Here is a 20951-nt window from a genome sequence, read left to right as displayed (position 1 = left end):
TCGGGGTAGTTCTTCCGCTTTGCCACCTTGGATCACTTCCTCTGGATGACCAAACATCCAGCGTCCAGGTGTCGGAATTTCGGGGGTCACTCCACTACGAAGCCGACACCGTCCCGGCCGTCGTGAGCCGGGCCGCCTGGGGCGCGGACGAGTCCCTCGTCCAGGACCCGCCCTCGTACCTGAACAAGCTCGACGCCGTCTTCGTCCACCACACCGCGGGGACGAACAACTACACCTGCGCCGACTCTCCCGCCATCATCCGCGCGATCCTCACCTACCACGTGCGGACGAACGGCTGGAACGACATCGGCTACAACTTCTTCGTCGACAAGTGCGGCACGGTCTTCGAGGGCCGCGCGGGCGGCGTGGACCGGCCCGTCCTCGGGGCGCACACCTACGGGTTCAACAGCTACTCCGCGGGCATCTCGCTGCTCGGCGACTACGAGAACGGCGGCACGCCGACGGCCGCGGCCAAGCAGGCCATCGCCGACCTCGCCGCCTGGAAGCTCGGCCTGCACGGCGTCGACCCGGAGGCGAAGGTGGCCCTCACCGCCGCCGGCGACACCGGCGTGTGGAAGAAGGGCCAGGTCGTCACGTTGAACACCATCTCCGGACACCGCGACGGCTACGCCACGCTCTGCCCCGGCGTGACCCTGTACTCCGCGCTCCCCGGCATCCGTACGGCCGCGGGCGCCTCCCCGTACGCGGTCGGAAACTGACGAGCGCGACCACCACCACGAACACGCCAGCGGCCGGAACCCTCCACAGGGTCCCGGCCGCTCGGCGTCGTAAGGCACGACCCGGGTGCTCGCCGCCGCGTCCACCGGACTCGGCGGGCGCCCCGCCCGGGTCGTCTCCTCACCCAAGGTGACGGACTGTCCACCGTCGGCACCGCCGCGCGTACGGAGTCGGCCGTCGGCGCAGGCTCCGACCGGGCGGCGGAAGACGTTCGCGGCGGACGCGGACCGGAGCCCACGAGAGGCCGGGACGCCCGTGGGGGAGGGGCGGACCGGGCGGGTCCGCATTTCCGCCGAGAATTCCGGGCGGGGGCGATTTCCGCAGAGGGCGGAGGTGCGAGAGCGCCTCCGCCCCCTTCCGTTCCCCCTCCCCGGCGATCACCCCGCACCACGGGAACGACTTTCGGCCGCCTGTTCTCGGCCTGTTGTGCGAGGGGCGATACCGGACCGGGCCGCAGTACGGGTAAGTTTGCCAACTGCGCTCCGCACATGAACGGTTGACGACTACAGTGTGTGGTTGACGATCATCGGTAGGCTCCCCCCACCCCCGTAGACGACCCCGTAGACGATCCCCGTAGTCCCTCCGGGAGAACACCCGGCTCGCCCCCCGACACGCTCCCCGCAGTACGCCGACTCCTGGGCACGTACCAAGGACACTCATGTCTCAACTTCGCGCACCCGCCTCGCGTTCCGACCGACGCGAGGGCGGGCGGCACGGCCGGCAAGGCGCCCGTTCCGCCACCGGTAACGGCAGCAACCCCACGACGCAGTCCCCCGCGCCGCTCCCCGCGGAAGCCCGCATACGTCCCCAACTCCTGCGCACCTCCGTCCTCCCCGCCATCGCGGTGGCCCTCGGCGGCGCGGCGGCCGTCCTCTTCACCATCCGCTCCACGGGAGCCACCCCCACCCCCGGCCTCTGGGCCGCGCTCACCGGCGCCGCCGCCCTCACCGTCGCCTCCGTCGCGGCCGCCGCGCTCGGCGCCGACCGCGCCGCCAAGGCGGTCCTCGACCGCTGCAACGCCCTGCGCCGCACCAGCGCCCGCGGCCAGAGCGAACTGCGCGCGATCGTCGAACAACTGCGCAGGGGAGAGGGCGTACCGCCCCGGCCCGTTCCGCCGGCCGCGTCCACCACAGGTGACGAATTCGACCTCCTCACACAGGAACTGACGCGCTCTCACGAAGCCGCCGTGTCGGCCGTCGTGCAGGCGTCCCGGCTCTCCAGCAGCGTCGGGAACGAACAGAAGGTCGAGGTCTTCGTCAACCTCGCCCGACGCCTCCAGTCCCTGGTCCACCGGGAGATCCAGCTCCTCGACGAGCTGGAGAACGAGGTCGAGGACCCGGAGCTGCTCAAGGGCCTGTTCCACGTCGACCACCTGGCCACCCGCATCCGCCGCCACGCCGAGAACCTCGCCGTGCTCGGCGGCGCCATCTCCCGCCGCCAGTGGTCGAACCCGGTCACCATGACCGAGGTGCTCCGCTCCTCCATCGCCGAGGTCGAGCAGTACCCGCGCGTGAAGCTCGTCCCCCCGATCGACGGTACGCTCCGGGGCCATGCCGTGGCCGACGTCATCCACCTCCTCGCCGAACTGGTCGAGAACGCGACGCTGTTCTCCGCACCGCACACCACGGTGCTGCTGCGCGCCCAGTACGTCACGGCGGGCCTCGCGATCGAGGTCGAGGACCGCGGACTGGGCATGCCCGCCGCCGAGCAGAGCAAGATGAACGCCCTGCTCGCCGACCCCGACCAGGTCAACGTCTCGCACCTGCTCCAGGACGGCCGCATCGGACTCTTCGTCGTCTCGGCGCTCGCCCGCCGGCACGGCATCGCCGTACGCCTCCAGTCCAACATCTACGGCGGCGTCCAGGCCGTGCTCGTCCTCCCGCAGGGCCTCCTCGGCGCCGACCCGGAGGGCCTCGCCCAGCACGAGCGCCAGGCCGCCGCGACCACCGGGTCCTCCGCGATCCCGCCCGGCCAGGTGCAGATGCAGCCCCAGCCCCCGGCACAGCCCGCGGTCACGGCCCCGTCCCCTGCACAGGCCCCGTCCCCTGCACAGGCCCCGTCCCCTGCACAGGCCCCGTCCCCTGCACAGGCCCCGTCCCCTGCACAGGCCCCGTTCCCGGTACAGGCCCCGTCCCACGCACCGGCCCCCGGCCCGCACCCGAGTCCCGTGCCGGCGCAGGTCCCGCCCCACCAGGCGCCCCCCGCCGTCCCGTCCCACCCGCAGACACCCGTGCCCGCGCGGGCGAACGGAGTCCCCGCCCCCCACGCACCGGCGTCCGGCCCCTTCCCGGAGCGGGCCGCCGCCCGCCACGAGGAGACCCCCGCCACCGGCTCGTACGCGTACCCCCGTACGACCGAGCGGCCCGGCGGGTACGGGGACACCGGCCCCGTCCCCGCGGCCCCCGACCGTCCGGCCGACACCGGACACCTGGGCCCGCCGGCCTCCCTGGTCTCGCCGCTGCCCCCGGCACCCCCCGCCGAGGACGGCGGCAGGCCCCTGCTCCCCAAGCGGCGCGCCCAGGAGCACCTCGTCCCGCAGCTGCGCGAGGAGCCCGCGGCCCGCAGGACCGAGGAGCACGCCCTGCACGACCCGGGCCTGATGGCCGCGTTCCAGCGCGGCATCGGCCTCGCCGAATCCCAGCCCGCCCCCCATGAGTCGCCGCGCCCCGGCGACCCGCACAAGGAGTAGATGCACCATGGCGAGCAATGCGCCGACCGGCCATTCCTCGGACCTCGACTGGCTGCTGAGCGGACTGGTCCAGCGGGTCCCGTACACCCGCAACGCCGTTCTGCTCTCCTCCGACGGCCTCGTCAAATCCGTCCACGGCCTCGACCCCGACGCCGCCGACCACATGGCGGCGCTCGCCTCCGGCCTGTACTCGCTCGGCCGGAGCGCGGGTGCCCGCTTCGGCGACGGCGGCGAGGTCCGCCAGGTGGTCGTGGAGCTGGACTCCACCCTCCTGTTCGTCTCCACCGCCGGCTCCGGCACCTGCCTGGCCGTCCTCGCCGGGCGCGAGGCGGACGCGGCCGTCCTCGGCTACGAGATGGCGATGCTGGTCAAGAGCGTCCGGCCGTACCTGGTCACTCCCGCCCGGCAGGCCGCCGGCGCCCTCGGCGGCTTCGGACAGTAACCGTGACGTCCCCCCAGGAAGGACCCTGGCTCGACGACGCGGCCGGCCGGCTGATCCGTCCGTACACCGTCAGCGGCGGCCGGACCAGGCCCACCACCGCCCTCGACCTGCTGTCGATGGTGATGGCGACCGGTTCGTCCCCCCAGGCGCACATGGGTCCCGAGCACAGCCTGGCCCTCGGGCTGTGCGACGGGCCCACCTCGGTGGCCGAGGTCGCGGCGCACCTGAGGCTGCCGGCCGTCGTCACCAAGGTCCTGCTCTCCGACCTCGTGGACTGCGGGGCGCTCACCGCGCGGGCGCCCCGCTTCCACGCCAACCCAACCGACCGTTCCTTGCTGGAGGCAGTGCTCGATGGCCTACGACAACGGCTCTGAGCGCCACGAGAGCTTCGCGCCCGACCCCTCCCCGGCGGACCCCTTCCCCGCGGACTCCTTCCCCACCGCGGTGAAGATCCTGGTGGCGGGCGGCTTCGGCGTGGGCAAGACGACCCTCGTGGGCGCCGTCAGCGAGATCGAACCGCTGAGCACCGAGGAGCTGCTGACCTCGGTCAGCGCGGCCACCGACAGCCTGGAGGGCGTGGAGTCCAAGACCACGACCACCGTCGCCATGGACTTCGGCCGCATCACGCTCGACAACCACCACGTGCTGTACCTCTTCGGCACCCCGGGCCAGGAGCGCTTCTGGTTCATGTGGGACGAGCTCTCCGAGGGAGCGCTCGGGGCGGTCGTCCTCGCCGACACCCGCAGGCTCCAGGAGTGCTTCGCCGCCGTCGACTTCTTCGAACGGCGGGGCATCCGCTTCGTCGTCGCGATCAACGAGTTCGACGGCGCCCACCGCTACGAGCCGGACGAGGTGCGGGCCGCGCTCGACCTCGACCCGCAGGTGCCGGTCGTCCTCTGCGACGCCCGGATCTCCAGCTCCGGCATCAGCACCCTGCTCACCCTCGTCCAGTACCTGCTCACCACCATCCCGGACACCGTGCCGAGCTACGGAGCCACGCCATGACCTACGACCCGACCGGCCACATGCTGCTGACCCCCCAGGACAAGGACGCGCCGGGCCGGGTGCGGCGGCTGCGCGAACTCGGTCTGGGGGAGCGGCCGGAGCCGGCGTTCGACGACTTCGCGCACCGGCTCGCCGAGATGACCGGCGCCCCGTTCTCGATGGTCAACTTCATCGACGAGAACCGGCAGTTCTTCGCGGGCCTCCACACCCCCGAGGGCACCCACTCCGGCAGCGACCTGGGCGCGGCCGCCGCGGGCGCGGGCGGCGTCGGCCGCTTCATGGCCCGTGACCACGGCTACTGCCCCCACGTGGTGGTGCGGCGCAAGGCGCTCGTCCTGGAGGACGTCTGCGACTACCCGCGCTTCGCGGGCAACCCGGTCGTGGACGAGATCGGCATCCGTTCCTACATGGGGGCGCCGCTGATCGACCGCACCGGGGTCGCGCTCGGCACCATCTGCGTGGTCGACACCGACGTGCGCCCGTGGGGGCGCGCCGGTCTGGAGACCATCAAGGCGATGGCCGCGGAGCTGGTGGAGCAGATCCACCGCCGCGAGGACGGCGTGCTCTGACCGTCGGCGTCCGACGACGGGCCGGGGCCCGGTACGGCGGTGGCCGTGCCTGGCCCCCGTCCGTCGTGACCGGCCGCGGATCAGACGGGCAGCGGCTCCGGCACGGGCGTGCGGACCACCTCGGACAGCCGCTCCGACCAGCTGCCCTTGTCCTGGCCGAGGGCGACCTCGGCCAGGCGCAGGAGCTGGATGTCGGAGGTGCCGGCGGGGGCGAAGATGTGGTGCGCGTCCCGCAGGTACCGCTCGATGGCCCGGTCCGTGAAGAGGCCGGCGGCGGCGTGGATCTCCATGGCGTTGCGGCCGGAGTCGAGCGCCGACTCGACGTTGACGAGCTTGGCGTTCATCAGCTCGGCGTCGCAGGAGAGACCCTGGTCGAGCAGGTGCACGGCGTGGTACGCGGCCAGCCGGGCGGTCATGAGCCGGGACTGCATCTGGCCCAGCTTCAGCTTGACCGTGGGGAGGTCGTGGAGCGGCTTTCCGTAGCGGATGCGCTCGGAGGCGAAGCGGGTGGTCTCCTCCAGGATCGCCTGGTGGATGCCGAGGGAGACGGCGGTGAGGTTGGCCCGCCCGTACAGCACGCTGGAGGAGTACGCGACGGAGAGGCCGTCGCCCTCGTCGCCGAGCAGGTTGGCGGCCGGGATCCGGCAGTTCTCGAAGATCAGCTCGCCGAAGCTGAAGCCGTGGAGTCCCATGGCGGTCTGCTGCGGACCGGTCCTGAAACCCGGTCGATCGGATTCGACCAGAAACGCGCTGAGCCCTTTCGAGCCGGGGCCGGTCCTGACCACGACGCCGTGCAGATCGCCCACGTGGCTGTTGCCGACGTAGACCTTGCTGCCGTTGAGGACGTAGTCGTCGCCGTCCCGGACCGCACTGGCGCTCATGCCGAGGACGTGGCCGCCGGCGTCGGGCTCGGTGACCGCGATGGTCGGCAGGCACTCGCCGGCGGCGATGGCCGGGAGCCAGGTCTTGCGCTGCTCGTCGCTGCCGAAGTGGACGATCTTGGCGGTGCCCAGCTGGGACGCCTGGACCATGGCGCCCATGGCGCCGCTGACCCGGGAGAGCTCCTCGATGATGATGGTCTTGGCCAGGTGGCCCGCGCCCATGCCGCCGTACTCGGGGCTGATCGTCGCGCCCAGCCAGCCCTGCTCGGCGATCGTCCGGGACAGCTCGTGGTGGACCGTCCGGGACGCCTCCATCTCGGCTATTCGCGGCCGGACCTCGCGCTCCGCGAAGGCCCGCACCGTCTCCCTGAGCTCATGATGCAGGCGGCTGCTGAAGTAGCTGTCCATGACGAGTCCCTCCTGCGAAACGCCTGATCGGTGGGTTGTCCGACCAGGTGGTGCATCGGCAGTGGTCCCGTCCCGAACAGGCCGACCTCTTCATGGTGTTGATCTTTCAGTGACGGATCAATAACGCAGCGAAGTTTGTCTGAAACAGGAGCGGTTGACGAGGGAACGCGACTGTGTTTCGTGCGGACTTGGCCTGCTCGGTACCCTCCGTGCCGCCTTTCCGTAGGCATGTTTCTGCCACATGCCAGGGGCAAGGAAGGCCGGAACATAAGGCTGTACGGCCCCCGTCTTCACCATATGAGCGCCTTATTCGCCAGAAGAGCGGCATTCCGGCCCCTCCTCGCTGCCTCTCGTCCGCATCCGCCCGTGTCCCCCTGTGTCCGCCCGTGTCCGTCCGGGGGCGCAGGGAAAGGGGTTCGTGACCATCCGGGAAAGTGCGGTATTGTTCTCATGCGCGTTCGGCCAGGGGGAAACCCCAGGTCAGACGGGCATCGGGACGTGGCGCAGCTTGGTAGCGCACTTGACTGGGGGTCAAGGGGTCGCAGGTTCAAATCCTGTCGTCCCGACTCGTGAGAGTCGTGGCCCGGGGGCCGCTTCGGAGAGATCCGAAGCGGCCCCCGGGCTTTTTCCGCGTCCCCCCCCGGCCGGCCCGCCGCCTACAGGTGGGGCAGGAGCCGGTCCGGGGTCAGGGGCAGGTCGCGCAGGCGCACACCGGTCGCGTGGTGGACGGCGTTGGCGATCGCCGCGGCCGTACCGACGATGCCGATCTCCCCGATGCCCTTGCTGCCCATCGGGTTGAGGTGGGGGTCGTGCTCCTCCACCCAGCGCGCCTCGATCGCCGGCACGTCGGCGCAGGCCGGTACGTGGTAGGAGGCCAGGTCGCGTTCCGTGTAGTCGCCGAAGGCGGCGTCCATGGTGCTGTGCTCGGTCAGCGCCATGCCGAGGCCCATCGTCATCCCGCCGATGAACTGGGAGCGGGCCGTACGGGGGTTGAGGATCCGTCCCGCCGCGTAGACGCCGAGCAGCCGGCTCACCCGGACCTCGCCGGTGACGGTGTCGACGCGGACCTCCGCGAAGTGGGCGCCGAAGGCGTGCCGGGCGTACGGGGAGTCCTCGCCCGTCTCCTCCTCGGTGTCCGCCTCGACGGTGACGCCCTCGGACGGCAGCGGTCCGGAACGGTCGGCCAGCGTCCCGCGCAGGGCCGTGCAGGCCTTGTGCACGGCCCAGCCCCAGGAGCCCGTGCCGGAGGAACCGCCCGCCACGGGCGCGTCGGGCAGGACGCTGCTGCCGAGCTCGACCCGTACCGAGTCGAGCGGGACGTCGAGGGCCTCGGCGGCGATCTGGGCCAGGACGGTGCGCGCGCCCGTGCCGATGTCCGTGGCGTCGACCCGTACGGTGTACCGCCCGTCCGGCGCCGCGTGCGCCGATGCCTTGCACGGGCTCAGGAGCACGGGATAGGTGGCCGAGGCGACGCCCGTGCCCCACAGCAGGTCTCCCTCGCGGCGGGCGCCGGGACAGGGGTCGCGGCCCTCCCAGCCGAAGAGCCGCGCGCCCTCCCGCAGGCAGTCGGCGAGGCCCCGGCTGCTGAACGGCTTGCCGCTGTCGGGCTCCGCGTCGGGCTCGTTGCGCAGCCGGAGCTCCACCGGGTCGACGCCCGCCGCGACGGCCAGCTCGTCCATGGCCGACTCCAGGGCGTACATGCCGGACGCCTCGCCCGGGGCGCGCATCCACGACGGGGACGGCACGTCCAGGGCCACCACCCGGTGACCGGTGAAGCTGTGGGGGGAGGTGTACATGGTGCGGGCGGGGACGGCGGCCTGCTCCACGAACTCCTTCACCGTCGACGTCTGGGTGACGACTTCGTGGGAGAGGGCGCTGATCACCCCCTCCTCGGACGCGCCGACGCGCAGGCGCTGGACGGTGGGCGCGCGGTGCCCCACGACCGCCGCCAGCTCACGGCGGGGCAGGACGAGCCGCACGGGACGGCCGGTGTGCCGGGAGGCCATCGCCGCCAGGACGCACGGGGGCCGGGGCGTGCCCTTCGAGCCGAAGCCGCCGCCGACGAAGGCCGAGACGACGGTGACCCGCTCCGGGGGCAGCTCGAAGAGGCCCGCCAGGGCGTCCCGTACCGTCGACGCACCCTGGCTGGAGTCGTACACGGTGAGGCCGTCGTCCTCCCAGCGGGCCGTGGACGCGTGGGGCTCCATCGGATGGTTGTGCAGGGCGCTCATGGAGTACGTCGCGTCGATCCGCACCGGCGACGCGGCGAAGGCCGCGGCGAAGTCGCCGCGCTCGCGCACGGCCGGAAAACCGCCGTTGGCCTCCTCGGGCGTGTAGAGGTCCGGGTGGTCGGCGCGCAGCAGGACGTCGTGGTCCTCGACGGCGTAGTCGACGTCGAGGGCCTCGGCGGCCTCGCGCGCGATCTCCGGCGTGTCGGCGACGACGACGGCCACGTACCAGCCGCGGTGCGGCACCCGGTCGTCCTGGAGCAGCAGGAGCGCCGGGTCGTCCGACTCGCCGAGCCGGGGCGCGTTCTCATGGGTCAGTACGGCGTGCACGCCGGGGCGCTTCAGGACCGCGTCGGCGTGCACGGCGGTGACCCGGCCGCGGGCGACGGCGGCCGGCACGGGACAGGCGTGGAGACAGCCGGGCGGCGTCCGGTCGACGGCGTAGCGGGCCTCGCCCGTCACCTTCTGCCGGGCGTCGCGGCGGACGGCCCCCGTCGTCGGACGCGCGAGCTGGCTGGTCATGGCGCGGTGCCTCCTGTGGTGGGCGTCGGGTGGTCAGGCCGTGTCGGCGCGGGACGCGAGTCCGTGCAGCACGCTCACGGCGAGGTTGCGGGCGAGGGGGACCTTGAAGCCGTTGTCGCGCAGCGGCTCGGCGGCGGCGAGTTCGGCGTCGGCGGCCCGTTCGAAGGTCTCGGCGGTCGCCGGGGCGCCCCGCAGCACCTCCTCCGCCGCGCGGGCCCGCCAGGGCTTGTGGGCGAGACCGCCGAAGGCGAGGGCCGCGTGTCCGATCCGCCCGTCCTCGACCGTCAGGACGGCGGCGACGGAGGCGAGCGCGAAGGCGTACGAGGCGCGGTCGCGGGCCTTGCGGTAGGCCCCGCGCGCGCCGGGCGGGGGCGCGGGCAGCGTCACGCCGGTGATCAGCTCGCCGTCCTCGACGACGGTGTCCCGGTCCGGGCGGTCGCCGGGCAGCCGGTGGAACTCCGTGACCGGCACCGTCCGCTCGCCCGCCGGTCCGAGCAGCCGGACCTCCGCGTCCAGGGCGGCGAGGGCGACCGCCATGTCCGACGGGTGCGTGGCGACGCAGTGGGCGGAGTGGCCGAGCACGGCGAGGTCGCGGTGGACCCCTTCCCGGGCCGGGCAGCCCGACCCGGGCACGCGCTTGTTGCACGGCTTCGACGCGTCCTGGAAGTACGGGCAGCGGGTGCGCTGGAGCAGGTTGCCCCCGGTGGTGGCCGCGTTCCGCAGCTGCGGGGAGGCACCGGCCAGGAGGGCCTGCGAGAGGACGGGGTAGCGGGCGCGCACGAGCGGATGGGCGGCCACGTCGCTGTTGCGCGCGGTCGCGCCGACGCGCAGGCCGCCCTCGGGGGTCTCCTCGACGGCGTCGAGCGGCAGCCCGTTGATGTCGATGAGCAGCGGCGGTCCCGCGACCCCCAGCTTCATCAGGTCCACGAGGTTGGTCCCGCCCGCGAGGAACCGGGCGCCGGGCTGGGCGGCGAACCGGTCGATCGCCTCCTCGGTGCGCTCCGGACGGACGTACGCGAAGGGCTTCACCGCGCGGCCTCCTCGATCGCGTCGACGATGTTCGGATAGGCGCCGCAGCGGCAGATGTTCCCGCTCATGCGCTCGCGGATCTCGTCCGGGGTGAGGGGCACCGGGCCGCCCGGCGGCCGCTCCGGCGGCGTCACGTACGACGGCTGACCGTCGGCGGCCTCGTCGAGGAGGGCGACGGCCGAGCAGATCTGGCCGGGGGTGCAGTAGCCGCACTGCAGGGCGTCCCGGGCGACGAAGGCCTCCTGGACCGGGTGGAGCCGGTCGCCGTCGGCGAGGCCCTCGACCGTGGTGACGGACCCGTCCGCGCAGGCGACGGCGAGCAGCAGACAGCTGTTCACGCGCCGGCCGTCGAGGAGGACGGTGCAGGTCCCGCACTGCCCGTGGTCGCAGCCCTTCTTCGAACCGGTGAGGTCGAGGTGGTCGCGCAGCGCGTCCAGAAGGGTGGTGCGGTTGTCGACGGTGAGGGGATGGTCCTCGCCGTTGACCCGCAGGGTGAGGGTGGAGGCGGCCTCGGGAGGGACACCTGTGGTCCCGCCCGCCGCTGTACTCCGGTCCACGGATCGGTCCACGGATTCCACGGGTCCTCCTCCTCGCCTTCGCCTGCGTCGACGGTATGCGAGGGGCGCCTGCCCCGCCTGCCGTGGGGCATGCGGACGGCTTCACCGGGGCCGGGACGGCGGAGGGCCGTTCCGGATCAGCAGGGCTTACGCCACACGTCCAGTTCCGGGTTCTTCAGCATCGACGACAGGCGCAGGGAGCGGGACCGGGGACAGAAGCGGGACGGGGCCTCCTCGTACTCCACGTGGAAGACCGCCTTGCCCGCCGCGATGAAGGGTTCGAGTCGGCCGCACTCGTCGAACTGGGCGCACTCCTCGTTGACCGCGAAGTCGAAGTGGTCCACCAGGGCGGGGATCTGGGCCAGGTCGTTCTTGAGGCCCACCGCCAGGCCGCGCTCGTGGGCGATGTCCGCGATCATGCGGTTGTAGCGGAGCTGGTCGTCCGCCGTCAGGGGAAAGCCGGTGTCGTTGCCGTAGCCCTCCACCAGGTCCGGTTCCACCGCGTCGAAGCCCTTGTCGCGGCACATGTCGAACCGCCGCTCCATCAGGGGGCGCAGGACGTCGACGCGGCGGACGTCCAGCCAGCGTTCGCCGTGCCAGCCGTTGGGGCCGCCCAGGACGGACTCGGGGAAGGCGTCCCGGTCGGGGCGGTAGTCCTCCCAGGCGCCCACGTTGACGTAGCAGATCACCTTTCGCCCGTCCCGGTGCAGCCGGGCCACGTCGACGGCGCCGTTCTCGAAGCCGTCGATGTCGTACACCGGCACGTCGACGGACGGGTCCACCCTGCCGTTGAGCTGCCACTGCCAGGACAGGCCGGGGCGCGGCTGCCAGCGCGCGCCGGACACGGGACGGCGGGTGGGCGCGGGGTCCGGCACGGGCCCGGTGGTCGTGGGCCGGCCGGTCGAGGTCCGGCCGGTCGAGGGATCGAGCGTCGGGCCGGGAGGCCGGGGCGTCGTCGGATCCCCGGTCGTGGGCGTGGGTACGGGCGCGGGGCTCGTCGGCCGGGCGGTCGCGGTGCTCGCGCCCGGTCCGCCCGTACCCGCTCCTCCGGCCGGCCCCGCGGGCTCCCCCGAGCAGCCCGCCAGGAAGGCCAGGGCCAGGAGCGCGGCCGTGAGGACCGCGCCCGGCCGCCGCCTCATCGGTCCGCCTCCGCCAGGGCCGGGGTCAGCCCCGCCCACGGGTTCGGCGGCTCTCCCGTCACCGGGCCGCAGACCCCCGCGCCCCGTTCGCGCGCGGTGCGCACGGCCAGCGGGACGAGCGGGGCGGGCACCCCGTACACCAGGTGGCAGAGCCGTTCGGACGGCAGTCGCGCCGTCCACGACGGGCGGCTGAACGTCGAGACGTACGTCGACCAGTGGCCCTCGAAGGTGACCGTCAGGTCCGCGAGCCGCACATAGCCGGGGGCGGGGTGGACCCCCGGGTTGATGACCACGGGGGAGATGCCCTCCCTGCGCAGCGAACGCACCGCGCGCCGGGCGGCCGGCAGGCCGTCCCGCCCCGCCGTCGTCTGGTCCAGGAAGCAGCCGTCCACCCCGTACCACTCCCGGTGCCGGAGCGCCTCCTCGGTGATGACCTCCGCGTCGCGCATGCCGTAGTCCGTGTCCACGTAGCCGAGCAGCCGGGCCCCCGCCGCGCGCAGCGCGCGGGCCGCGGCGACGAACGCCGGGTCCGGCGCGTCACCGGGACCGCTCGCCGGGTTGAGCACGACGGCGTACGTGTGCGCGGCGCCGGTGATCAGCCGGTGCCAGGCGTCCGGGTCCTCGGCCGGGTGGACGTACAGCGGGATCAGCAGACTCACGACGCCGCCACCCGGTCGGGCGCGCAGGCGTGCGGCCGGGCTCCCCACAGCGCCGCGAGCGACGCGTCGAGGGAGTGGGACGGGGCCCAGCCCAGGGCGGTGGCGGCCGCGGTGATGTCCGAGCACTGCCAGGACACGCGCGCGGACCGCTCCGAACCGCCCGCGCCCCCGTTCCCGTCCGCGCCCGCCTCCACGATCCGGCCCCGGAACCCGGCCGTGTCCGCGAGGCGCCGCACCAACTCCCGTACGGGAAGCGCCTCGCCGCCGCCGACGTTCAGGACCGGCGGCAGCGGCCCCGGCGCGGTCGCCGCCAGCTCCACCGCGCGCGCCACGTCCCGTACGTCCACGAAGTCGCGGTACGCGGAGAGGTCGCCGAGCCGCAGCTCCCCCTCCGGGTCCCCGGGGTCCTCCACCTCGGCCAGGAGGGCGGCGACCCGGCCCGGCAGGCCCGTGGCCGGAGCCCCGGCGCCCACCGGATTGCCCACCCTCAGCACGACCGCGTCGAGCCCCGACGACGTCACCGCCACCGTCCCCGCCAGCTTGGTCGCGCCGTACGGCCCCGCCGGGGCGCACGGCTCCGACTCCGCCACCCGCAGACCGGGCGTGCCCGGACCGTACTCCGCGGCCGACCCCAGATGGACCAGACGGGCCCCGGGGGCGGCCTCGCGCAGGGCCGCGCACAGGGCGGCGGGTCCCCGCGCGTTCACCTCCGCGAGCGTGACGGCGTCGCCGCCGGTCGCGCCCGCGCAGTTGACCACGGCGTCGGGCGCGGCCTTCGCCAGGGCCCCCGCCAGGAGGTACGGGCGGTCGGCGGCGAGGTCGACGGCCACGTCGGCCCCCGGGGAACGGCCGCCGACGAGGACCCGCGCGCCCGGGAGGGCGCGCAGCCGCTCGGTGACGTGGCCGCCCAGGTATCCGCCGGCGCCGAGGACGAGGATGCGCATTGCTGTTCAGGCTCCCTTGAGCAGGAGGGACTTGCGGCTGGTGAACTCCGCGTTGGCCCGGTCGTAGTCGTCGGGACGGCCGATGTCCAGCCAGTAGCCGTCGAAGTCGTAGGCGTGCGGGGGCGTCTCGGCGGCGAGCAGGTCGAGCACCAGCTCGTCGAAGCCGAGGGGGAGCCCCGGGGTGTAGGCGTCCAGGGTCTTCCGGGAGACGCCGTAGACCCCCATGGACACCCGGTAGTCGATGCTGGGCTTCTCGGTGAAGGCGACCACCCGGCTGTCGTCGGTGGTCAGCACCCCGAAGTCGATGTGCACCTTGCGGGCGTACGTGGCGATGGTCAGCGGCGCGCCCGACGTCTCGTGCCGGCGCAGCACGTCGGCGTAGTCGAGGTCGGTGAGCACGTCGCCGTTCATGACGAGGAAGTGCTCCGGCAGCCGGTCCCGCAGGTTGAGCAGGGGGCCCATCGTGCCGAGCGGGTTCTCCTCGGTGGCGTAGTCGATGCTCAGGCCCCACTGCGAACCGTCGCCCACGTAGGCGCGGATGATCTGCCCCAGGTGCCCGATGGCGAGGGTGCAGTGGGTGAAGCCGGCCTGGGACAGCTGGCGCAGCACGATCTCCAGGATCGCGTGCTGGTCCCCGATGGGGACGAGGGGCTTGGGCAGCGCGGTGGTGTACGGCCGCAGCCGGACACCCTTTCCACCGGCCAGGATCACAGCGTGCATGGCATACCTCCTGCGGGACGTGCCGGACGGGTCAGATGTTGTAGATGCCGGTCTTGTAGCGGGCCAGGTTCGCGGGGTCGGTGAACCACTCGGCGGTCCGCGCGAGGCCCTCCTCCAGGGAGTGGTCCGGCTGCCAGCCGGTCGCCGCGGTCAGCCGGGACGCGTCCGCGACCAGCCGCATCACCTCGGAGTCGGCCGGCCGCAGCCGGGCCGGGTCCTCGCGGACGTCGAGGGGGGTGTCCATGACCTTGCCGATCAGCGCGACCAGGTCGCCGACGGAGATCTCCCCGCCCGTGCCCGCGTTGAAGGTGCGGCCCACGACGTCCTCCGCCGGGGCCGTGCCCACGGTGAGGAAGGCCCGCGCGGTGTCCTTCACGTAGGTGAAGTCCCGGGTGGGACGCAGGTCCCCGAGGGTGAGGGTGCGCTCCCCGGCCGCCACCTGGCCGATGACGGTGGGGATCACGGCCCGCATCGACTGCCGGGGGCCGAAGGTGTTGAACGGGCGCAGCGTCACCACGGGGGTGCCGAAGCTGGCGTGGTAGCTGTCCGCGAGCCGGTCGCCGCCCGCCTTCGAAGCGGCGTACGGGGACTGGGTGTTGATGGGGTGGTCCTCGGTGATCGGGACCGTCTGCGCGGTGCCGTACGTCTCGCTGGTCGAGGTGTGCACCAGGCGGGGCGTCCCCAGGGCGCGCACGGCTTCGAGGACGTTGAGGGTGCCGGTCACGTTGGTGTCCACGTAACTGTGCGGCGCCTGGTAGGAGTACGGGATCGCGATCAGCGCGGCCAGGTGGTACGCGCAGTCGGCGCCGTCGAGCAGGCCGCGCACCGAGCCCGGGTCGCGGACGTCGCCCAGCACGATCTCCACCTGGTCGAGGACCTCGGGCGAGAGCGTCTCCAGCCAGCCGTAGGAGGAGAACGAGTTGTACTGGGCCATGGCCCTGACCCGGTGGCCGGAGGCGACGAGCGCCTCCGTGAGGTGCGAGCCGATGAACCCTTCGGCCCCGGTGACGGCGGCGAGCGGTGCGGAGGTCAACTCTTCGGTCCTTTCGACGGAGAACAGCACAGTGGTAGGGGGGAGGAGCGGCGGGCGGCCCGTCAGGCGTGCGGGGACGGCCGTCCCAGGAGGGCGACCACACAGGCCGCCAGGCAGACCGCGGCCGCGGCACAGACCGACGGCAGCACGGCGGACCCGTCGGGCAGGTCCGCCCGGGTGATGACCACGGCGCCCGCGGCGGTCGTCAGACAGACCACGGCCGGTGGCCAGGCCACGCCGAACGCCTGGAGCAGGAGGGCGGCCCACAGCACCGCCGCCAGGGACAGCAGCGCGACCGGTCCGGAGCCCAGGAGCAGCGCCGGGACCAGCAGGAGCAGCAGGTAGCAGACGAGACAGAGGGCGAGGACGCCGGAGGAGCGGAACAGGAACGCCCGGAGCGTCGCGCTGGCGCGCAGCGCGGCGACCGACCAGCCCCGGTAGCGGTAGAGCAGCCACTCCGCCGGGCCCATGCTCAGCGTCAGGACGATGACCGCGTACGGGTCCTGCCGGCCCTCCAGGGTCACGAGCACCGCCGCGGCGAGCCCGAACAGGCCGTACGGCACGGAGCCGCGCAGCCGGGGACGCGGGCCCTCGGCGGCCGGGACGCCGAGGCCGGAGGCCAGGACCCACAGGGCGACGGCGAGCGTGGCGAGGAGCGCGAGCAGCGGGAAGGTGAGCCGCAGCAGGGTGCCGGGCTCCCACCAGGGCAGCACCGCGGCGCCGGCGATCAGCGGGCTGAGCGCGGCGAGCAGCAGCCGCTCCCGGCCGAGCACGAGCAGGACGCCCGCCGCCGCCAGGTACAGCGACTGGGCCGCCGCCGCGACGGTGGCCGGGCCGCCCCCGGCGGGGATCGCGGCGAGGCCCGTGGCCACGCACGCCCCGAGCAGGGAACCGGCGAGCAGCGTGCGCGACGCCTCCCGCCGGCCCGTGGTGAGCCGCAGGTGCGCCCGGTGCCCGAGCCCCTGTCCCCACGCCCAGGAGACGACGCCCGCCGTGATCAGGACGGGGGCGTGCTCGTCGATCCGCCACAGCGGGGCGGTGAGCAGATAGGCCAGGGCCGGAAGCGCGAACAGCAGGCCGCGCAGCAGGCACCGCACGGTGTCCGGCCGCCACGGGTCCGGGGGCGCGGCCGGCTCGGGGAACGCCCGGGGCACCCGCTCGTACAGCGCCGCGGCCAGCGAGAACAGGGTGGGATGCCCGTACCGCTCCTTGATCATGGAGGCGGACAGGCCGTCCGCCTCCAGGAGCGCGGCCACCTCGTAGGGGTGGACGGCCGGGCCGATGCGGTCGGCGAGTTCGGCGGCGAGCGCGCTGACCGCCTCCTCGTCCGGGCCCTTCGAGGGGAGCCGGATCGCGAGCGTCGCGTCGTCCAGGAAGCGACGGGGGCGCGGCACGGCCAGGCGGATGGCGAGCGTGTCCTGCTCGGCCCCGCCGGGTTCGAGGAATATCGGGCCGCTCATCCGGCGAGGCTCCCCGTGCCGCTGACCGCCGGGACGGGCAGGACGATCCGGACGGGCTCCGACCGCCGTCCGCCGGCGGCCAGTTCGTGATAGATCGCGCGGAAGGTGTCGACGGTCTGCCGGAGGGTGAACCGTTCGATCACCCGCAGCCGGGCCGCCTCGCCCATCGCCCGGCGCCGGGCGGCGTCGCCGAGGAGCGCGAGCGCGGCGTCCGCCATCGCGGCCGGGTCGCGCGGCGGCACCACGAGACCGGTGTTGCCGACGGCCTCCCGGACCCCTCCGACGTCGGTGGAGACGGTCGCGCGCCCGCACGACATCGCCTCGATCAGGGTGAACGGGAAGCCCTCGCTGATGCTGGACAGCATCACGACGTTCCCGGCCGCGTAGGCGTCCTTGATGTCGTCGACGCGCCCCTCGAAGGTCACGGCGTCCGCGTGGCCGAGCTCGGCCGCCAGGGCCTCGCAGCGCTCCCGGTAGGCCTCCCCGCCCCGGGGCGTGCCGCCGAAGAGCCGCAGCCGCACGGCGGGCATCCGCTCCCGGACCAGGGCGAGGGCGCGTATCAGGGTCTCCAGGTCCTTGATCGGGTCCACGCGCCCGGCCCAGCTGAGGGTGGGGGCGTCCGGCTCGGGACCCGCGGGCGGGAAGGCGGCGGGGTCGACGCCGTTGTAGACGGTGCGGATCGCCTCGGGGTCGGCGCCGCCCTCCTCCTCCCACAGCCGGTTGTAGCGGTTGCCCGGGGTGATCAGGGCGGCCCGGCGGTAGCTCTCCTCCGCGAGCAGCCGGAAGAAGCCCAGGACCACGGCCTTCACCGGCCAGCGGTAGGGGGCGGTGCGGTAGCCGAGGTAGCGCTCGCGCAGGTACACGCCGTGCTCGGTGAGCAGCAGCGGCACCCCGTTGCGTTCGAGGGCCGCGAGGCCCGGGAGCGCGGCCACCCCGCCGCTGACGGCGTGCGCGACCCCCTCCGTGGGCGGCGGCGCGGACAGCGGCCGCAGGGCGTGTTCGAGCAGGGCCGTGGCGGTCAGCGCGTCGTGCAGGGTCGGCCGGGCCTCCCGCACGGCGAGCCCCGGCCGCCGCCACACGGCGGTGAGCACCGAGATCGCCGCGTCGCTCCGCAGGAACGGGCTGAGCAGACCGTCCCCGGCGGCGTGCGCGAGGGTGTACAGGGCGGGACCGAAGCCGGCCTCGGCGCTCGGGTCGAGCAGCGCCGTCAGGAACCTCTCGTAGGCGTCGGCGAGCCGTCGGCCCGCCCTGCCCCGGGGCGGCCGCCCGTCCGGTGCCGGCCCCCACATGGGGACGGACAGGACGCGGGAGACGTGGGACGGCAGGTCCCAGGCGAGCGGCTCGCGGCCGGAGCCGGTGACGGCGAGGACGTGGAAGTCGACGTCCGGCATGCCGGTGACGAGCTGGTCGCACCAGACGCTGACACCCCCGTGACTGTGCGGGTAGGTGCCTTCGGTCAGGAGGGTGACGCGCGGGGCGCCGGAGCGCCGAGCGCCGCGGTGTACGTGCATGGGTGTGTGCTCCACGGCCGTGGTGGGAGTGGTCGTGCCGGTCCCGGCCGCCGGTGGGCGGCCGGGACCTCGCCGCCCCTGCGGGGCAGGCGTCGGCGGTGCGGCGGTCAGCCGTCCGTGCCGGGGGCGACCGGTTCGGCGACGCCCGCGGGGACCCGGGCGGCCGGGGCCGGAGCCGTGGTCCGGGCCGGGGCGGGGCCGTCGGCCCGGAGGGGCGCGACGTAGGACAGCTCCAGGTCCAGCGGCGCGCCCGCGAGGGACGCCCAGCCGGACCGCTTGCCCGCGTACGCGTCGCCGAAGGCGGATTCGGAGCCGTCGTCGTACCGCAGGGTGCCCTCGGGCACGGTCACCGGGACCGTCGTGCCGTTCGGGGCCTCGACGGTCACCGTGTCACCGATGCGGTACGCCGTGACCTGGCCGTTCTGGACGGCCGTGCGCCACGCGGAGCGCCGCTGGAGCTCCTGCCCGATGTCCTTCATCCGCAGGTTCACCACCGGGGTGCCCGGAGCGAACAGCGCGTCGTACGCGTCGAGGACGCCGTCCAGGACCGGGTAGGCGATGCGGTCCTCGGCCAGGTTCGACTGGTGGATGAAGTGCGGCTTGGGGTCGTTGGCGAGGACGTGGCCCAGCGCGATCTGCCGCTCCAGGGGCACGATGTGGTCCGTGTAGCCGGTGGCCGGGTCGAGCGGGGCGGCCAGGCAGGTGGTGGTGGCCGGGTTGTCCTCGCAGATCCCGCTGCCGCCCTGCGCGCGGCTGGTGTAGATCCAGTTGTACTCGTCGACCTGCTCGGCCGCCCGGCCCGCGTTGTAGAAGACGTTCATCGGGTAACGGGGGACCGTCGTGGCCGTTCCGACCTGGCGCTGGCCGGGTTCGCGGGAGTTGTCCGAGGCCAGCCAGCCGATGCCGTTGTCGCCGAGGGCCGGCCCCAGGTTGGGGTTGTCGACGTTCTGCTGGGGCAGGACGCGCAGTCCGGAGTGCTCGCCGGTGACCAGCTCGTCGTTCTGCAGCGGGAGTCCGGCGGTCTGGCCCCACACGCGGTTGAGCGCGATCTCGTCGGAGACGTCCTGCCGGGAGACCCACTTGGTCGAGCCGTCGGGGTTGGTGGCGCACTGCCACGGCACCACGGTGGTGTTCTGCTCGCAGCCGAGGAAGGCGTGCGTGTAGGTGTGGTTGATCCAGCGGAAGTCGTTCCGCTTCGCGACGAACCGGTCGGCCAGCGGGTCCGCGCCGTTGTTGTCCGTGCGGAAGTCGACGGTTCCGGCGGCGTTGTACGCCATGTCCAGGGTGAAGCCGCGCGCGCTCTGCCAGGAGGCGGCGTGGTCCACGTCGGCCGCCGTCATCCGGATCGGGTCCGGCACCGCGTTGGGATCGGTGCAGTCCACGTCGCCGGGCGTGCAGTTGAGCGTGGAGTTCCAGCGGTCGTCGGCCGCGAACACGTCGTCGACGTGGACGGCGAAGTAGTTCCGGGAGGCGCCCAGGTGCGTCCCGCCGGTCATCCACTCCACGATGCCGCGGGCGAGCAGGCGGAACTGCTGCTGGTACTGGTTGTAGACGAAGGTGACGACCAGCTCGCGGCGCCCGTCGTGCCGGTACTCGCCGACCAGGGACCCGCGCTTGGTCGTCCCGGGTATCGCGGCATCGACGTACGAGGTGAAGTCCGCGCCCGCCGCCGGTGTCGACAGGTAGGCGTAGCTCTCACCCACGGAGGGCGAGTTGTCCTCGAACGGCACGGCTCCTTCGAGGTAGCCGAACGGCCCCGAGAGACCGGCGGCGGTCGTCTGGGCCCGCACCCCGTCGAGGCTCCCCGCGTATCCGCCGAGGACGGCGTACTGGAGGCCGACCTCGGGCCGGGCGTAGGTGTACGCGTCCACCTGCGGGACGTCGAAGGCCCGCTCGTAGTTCGCGAGCGCGCTCATCTCCGCGGAGCCGGCCGGGAACGGGTTGTCGTTCGGCAGGACGACGGCCTGGAACTTGGCCCGCTTCCGGCTGCCCACGGTGTCCGCGAGGTAGCCGGCGTCGATGACGGGACGGTCGGCGCGGTTGAGGTCGACCTTCGTGTACGGCGTTCCCGCGGCGTCCAGTTCGGCGGCGATGGCCTCCGTGGCCGGGCCGCCGTCGGTCACGACGAGGACCCGCAGGTCGATGCGCGGGTCCACTTCGGCGGCCTGCGCCGACGCGCCCGGCAGGACGAGGGCGGCGACGAGCGCGCCCGTGGTGAACAAGGTGGTGCTGGTGAGCCGCTTCATGCGGTGGTGTCCCCTCCCGGAGCAGGGGTGGGTACGGCTCCGAGGAGCGGACGCACCCCCTGGTGGGCGCCGGCATCCCCCTCGAAGGCCGGTCGTCCACGCATCCGTCGCGTCAAATGGTGAGGTATCTGTGGAGCTTTTGTGGTCCCGCCGCGAAAGGTGGCGGAAAAA

18 protein-coding genes and 1 tRNA gene are annotated in these 20951 nt (G+C 73.6%); 7 read left to right on the top strand and 12 right to left on the bottom strand.

Going from position 1 to position 20951, the window contains the following annotated elements:
* The first annotated feature begins 122 nt into the window (after window positions 1-122).
* The 6 genes from ACFY7E_RS27775 to ACFY7E_RS27750 all read left to right on the top strand — a co-directional run bounded on the left by ACFY7E_RS27775 (window position 123) and on the right by ACFY7E_RS27750 (window position 5443).
* Window positions 123-719 (top strand): peptidoglycan recognition protein, encoded by a 597-nt coding sequence (locus tag ACFY7E_RS27775; RefSeq protein WP_389489485.1) that lies wholly within the window; start codon window positions 123-125, stop codon window positions 717-719.
* Between the two features lie 677 nt (window positions 720-1396).
* Window positions 1397-3427, top strand: coding sequence for an ATP-binding protein (locus tag ACFY7E_RS27770; protein ID WP_389489482.1), 2031 nt, complete (start codon window positions 1397-1399; stop codon window positions 3425-3427).
* 7 nt (window positions 3428-3434) lie between these two features.
* Window positions 3435-3869, top strand: coding sequence for a roadblock/LC7 domain-containing protein (locus ACFY7E_RS27765; RefSeq protein ID WP_030215496.1), 435 nt, complete (start codon window positions 3435-3437; stop codon window positions 3867-3869).
* A gap of 2 nt (window positions 3870-3871) precedes the next feature.
* On the top strand, window positions 3872-4243 hold the full coding sequence (locus tag ACFY7E_RS27760; protein ID WP_030215493.1) for a DUF742 domain-containing protein: 372 nt from the start codon (window positions 3872-3874) through the stop codon (window positions 4241-4243).
* On the top strand, window positions 4221-4874 hold the full coding sequence (locus ACFY7E_RS27755) for an ATP/GTP-binding protein (protein WP_389489479.1): 654 nt from the start codon (window positions 4221-4223) through the stop codon (window positions 4872-4874). Before ACFY7E_RS27760 ends, ACFY7E_RS27755 begins: the two co-directional genes overlap by 23 nt.
* Window positions 4871-5443, top strand: a complete 573-nt coding sequence (locus ACFY7E_RS27750; RefSeq protein ID WP_389489477.1) for a GAF domain-containing protein — start codon at window positions 4871-4873, stop codon at window positions 5441-5443. The genes ACFY7E_RS27755 and ACFY7E_RS27750 overlap by 4 nt, the downstream gene beginning before the upstream one ends.
* Window positions 5444-5523: 80 nt before the next feature.
* Here the strand turns inward: ACFY7E_RS27750 and ACFY7E_RS27745 are convergent, their stop codons facing one another.
* Window positions 5524-6732, bottom strand: a complete 1209-nt coding sequence (locus tag ACFY7E_RS27745) for an acyl-CoA dehydrogenase family protein (RefSeq protein ID WP_389489474.1) — start codon at window positions 6730-6732, stop codon at window positions 5524-5526.
* Window positions 6733-7224: 492 nt separating this feature from the next.
* Between ACFY7E_RS27745 and ACFY7E_RS27740 the strand changes: the two genes are divergently transcribed.
* Window positions 7225-7298: transfer RNA gene (locus ACFY7E_RS27740), tRNA-Pro, on the top strand.
* 90 nt (window positions 7299-7388) lie between these two features.
* Here the strand turns inward: ACFY7E_RS27740 and ACFY7E_RS27735 are convergent.
* From ACFY7E_RS27735 to ACFY7E_RS27685, 11 genes are all read right to left on the bottom strand, one after another.
* On the bottom strand, window positions 7389-9482 hold the full coding sequence (locus ACFY7E_RS27735; protein ID WP_389489472.1) for a xanthine dehydrogenase family protein molybdopterin-binding subunit: 2094 nt from the start codon (window positions 9480-9482) through the stop codon (window positions 7389-7391).
* A 33-nt stretch (window positions 9483-9515) separates the two neighbouring features.
* The gene (locus ACFY7E_RS27730) at window positions 9516-10511 is read right to left on the bottom strand and encodes an FAD binding domain-containing protein (RefSeq protein ID WP_389489469.1); all 996 of its coding nucleotides are present in this window, start codon (window positions 10509-10511) and stop codon (window positions 9516-9518) included.
* Entirely contained in the window at window positions 10508-11068 is a 561-nt protein-coding gene (locus ACFY7E_RS27725) for a 2Fe-2S iron-sulfur cluster-binding protein (RefSeq protein ID WP_389489466.1), read from the bottom strand. The genes ACFY7E_RS27730 and ACFY7E_RS27725 overlap by 4 nt, the downstream gene beginning before the upstream one ends.
* 137 nt (window positions 11069-11205) lie before the next feature.
* A complete protein-coding gene (locus tag ACFY7E_RS27720; protein WP_389489464.1) occupies window positions 11206-12207 on the bottom strand; it encodes an endo alpha-1,4 polygalactosaminidase in 1002 nt (333 codons plus the stop codon).
* Complete coding sequence (locus ACFY7E_RS27715; RefSeq protein WP_383439062.1) at window positions 12204-12866, bottom strand: spherulation-specific family 4 protein; 663 nt, start codon at window positions 12864-12866, stop codon at window positions 12204-12206. Before ACFY7E_RS27715 ends, ACFY7E_RS27720 begins: the two co-directional genes overlap by 4 nt.
* Window positions 12863-13810 carry an NAD-dependent epimerase/dehydratase family protein gene (locus tag ACFY7E_RS27710; RefSeq protein WP_389489460.1) on the bottom strand — a complete coding sequence of 316 codons (948 nt, stop codon included), beginning with the start codon at window positions 13808-13810 and terminating at the stop codon, window positions 12863-12865. Before ACFY7E_RS27710 ends, ACFY7E_RS27715 begins: the two co-directional genes overlap by 4 nt.
* Window positions 13811-13816: 6 nt before the next feature.
* A complete protein-coding gene (locus tag ACFY7E_RS27705; protein ID WP_389489458.1) occupies window positions 13817-14530 on the bottom strand; it encodes an NDP-sugar synthase in 714 nt (237 codons plus the stop codon).
* 31 nt (window positions 14531-14561) lie between these two features.
* A complete protein-coding gene (locus ACFY7E_RS27700; RefSeq protein WP_383439067.1) occupies window positions 14562-15563 on the bottom strand; it encodes a GDP-mannose 4,6-dehydratase in 1002 nt (333 codons plus the stop codon).
* A 62-nt stretch (window positions 15564-15625) separates the two neighbouring features.
* Window positions 15626-17023, bottom strand: coding sequence for a hypothetical protein (locus ACFY7E_RS27695; protein WP_389489454.1), 1398 nt, complete (start codon window positions 17021-17023; stop codon window positions 15626-15628).
* On the bottom strand, window positions 17020-18534 hold the full coding sequence (pelF, locus tag ACFY7E_RS27690) for a GT4 family glycosyltransferase PelF (RefSeq protein WP_389489451.1): 1515 nt from the start codon (window positions 18532-18534) through the stop codon (window positions 17020-17022). The genes ACFY7E_RS27695 and pelF overlap by 4 nt, the downstream gene beginning before the upstream one ends.
* 107 nt (window positions 18535-18641) lie before the next feature.
* Window positions 18642-20780, bottom strand: a complete 2139-nt coding sequence (locus ACFY7E_RS27685) for a hypothetical protein (protein ID WP_389489449.1) — start codon at window positions 20778-20780, stop codon at window positions 18642-18644.
* Window positions 20781-20951: the final 171 nt, after the last annotated feature.

This window comes from Streptomyces sp. NPDC012825, assembly GCF_042900925.1.
Lineage (GTDB): Bacteria > Actinomycetota > Actinomycetes > Streptomycetales > Streptomycetaceae > Streptomyces.
Note: the sequence above shows the minus strand (reverse complement) of the source record. Positions and strands in the feature narration are given on the sequence as shown.

What these genes read in the sequence shown, in the direction of transcription:
- ACFY7E_RS27750 (WP_389489477.1), top strand. Translation starts at nt 4,871, where the DNA reads ATGACCTACGACCCGACCGGCCACATGCTGCTGACCCCCCAGGACAAG.
- ACFY7E_RS27685 (WP_389489449.1), bottom strand. Translation starts at nt 20,780, where the DNA reads ATGAAGCGGCTCACCAGCACCACCTTGTTCACCACGGGCGCGCTCGTC.
- ACFY7E_RS27695 (WP_389489454.1), bottom strand. Translation starts at nt 17,023, where the DNA reads ATGAGCGGCCCGATATTCCTCGAACCCGGCGGGGCCGAGCAGGACACG.
- pelF (WP_389489451.1), bottom strand. Translation starts at nt 18,534, where the DNA reads ATGCACGTACACCGCGGCGCTCGGCGCTCCGGCGCCCCGCGCGTCACC.
- ACFY7E_RS27755 (WP_389489479.1), top strand. Translation starts at nt 4,221, where the DNA reads ATGGCCTACGACAACGGCTCTGAGCGCCACGAGAGCTTCGCGCCCGAC.
- ACFY7E_RS27720 (WP_389489464.1), bottom strand. Translation starts at nt 12,207, where the DNA reads ATGAGGCGGCGGCCGGGCGCGGTCCTCACGGCCGCGCTCCTGGCCCTG.
- ACFY7E_RS27745 (WP_389489474.1), bottom strand. Translation starts at nt 6,732, where the DNA reads ATGGACAGCTACTTCAGCAGCCGCCTGCATCATGAGCTCAGGGAGACG.
- ACFY7E_RS27735 (WP_389489472.1), bottom strand. Translation starts at nt 9,482, where the DNA reads ATGACCAGCCAGCTCGCGCGTCCGACGACGGGGGCCGTCCGCCGCGAC.
- ACFY7E_RS27705 (WP_389489458.1), bottom strand. Translation starts at nt 14,530, where the DNA reads ATGCACGCTGTGATCCTGGCCGGTGGAAAGGGTGTCCGGCTGCGGCCG.
- ACFY7E_RS27765 (WP_030215496.1), top strand. Translation starts at nt 3,435, where the DNA reads ATGGCGAGCAATGCGCCGACCGGCCATTCCTCGGACCTCGACTGGCTG.
- ACFY7E_RS27710 (WP_389489460.1), bottom strand. Translation starts at nt 13,810, where the DNA reads ATGCGCATCCTCGTCCTCGGCGCCGGCGGATACCTGGGCGGCCACGTC.
- ACFY7E_RS27770 (WP_389489482.1), top strand. Translation starts at nt 1,397, where the DNA reads ATGTCTCAACTTCGCGCACCCGCCTCGCGTTCCGACCGACGCGAGGGC.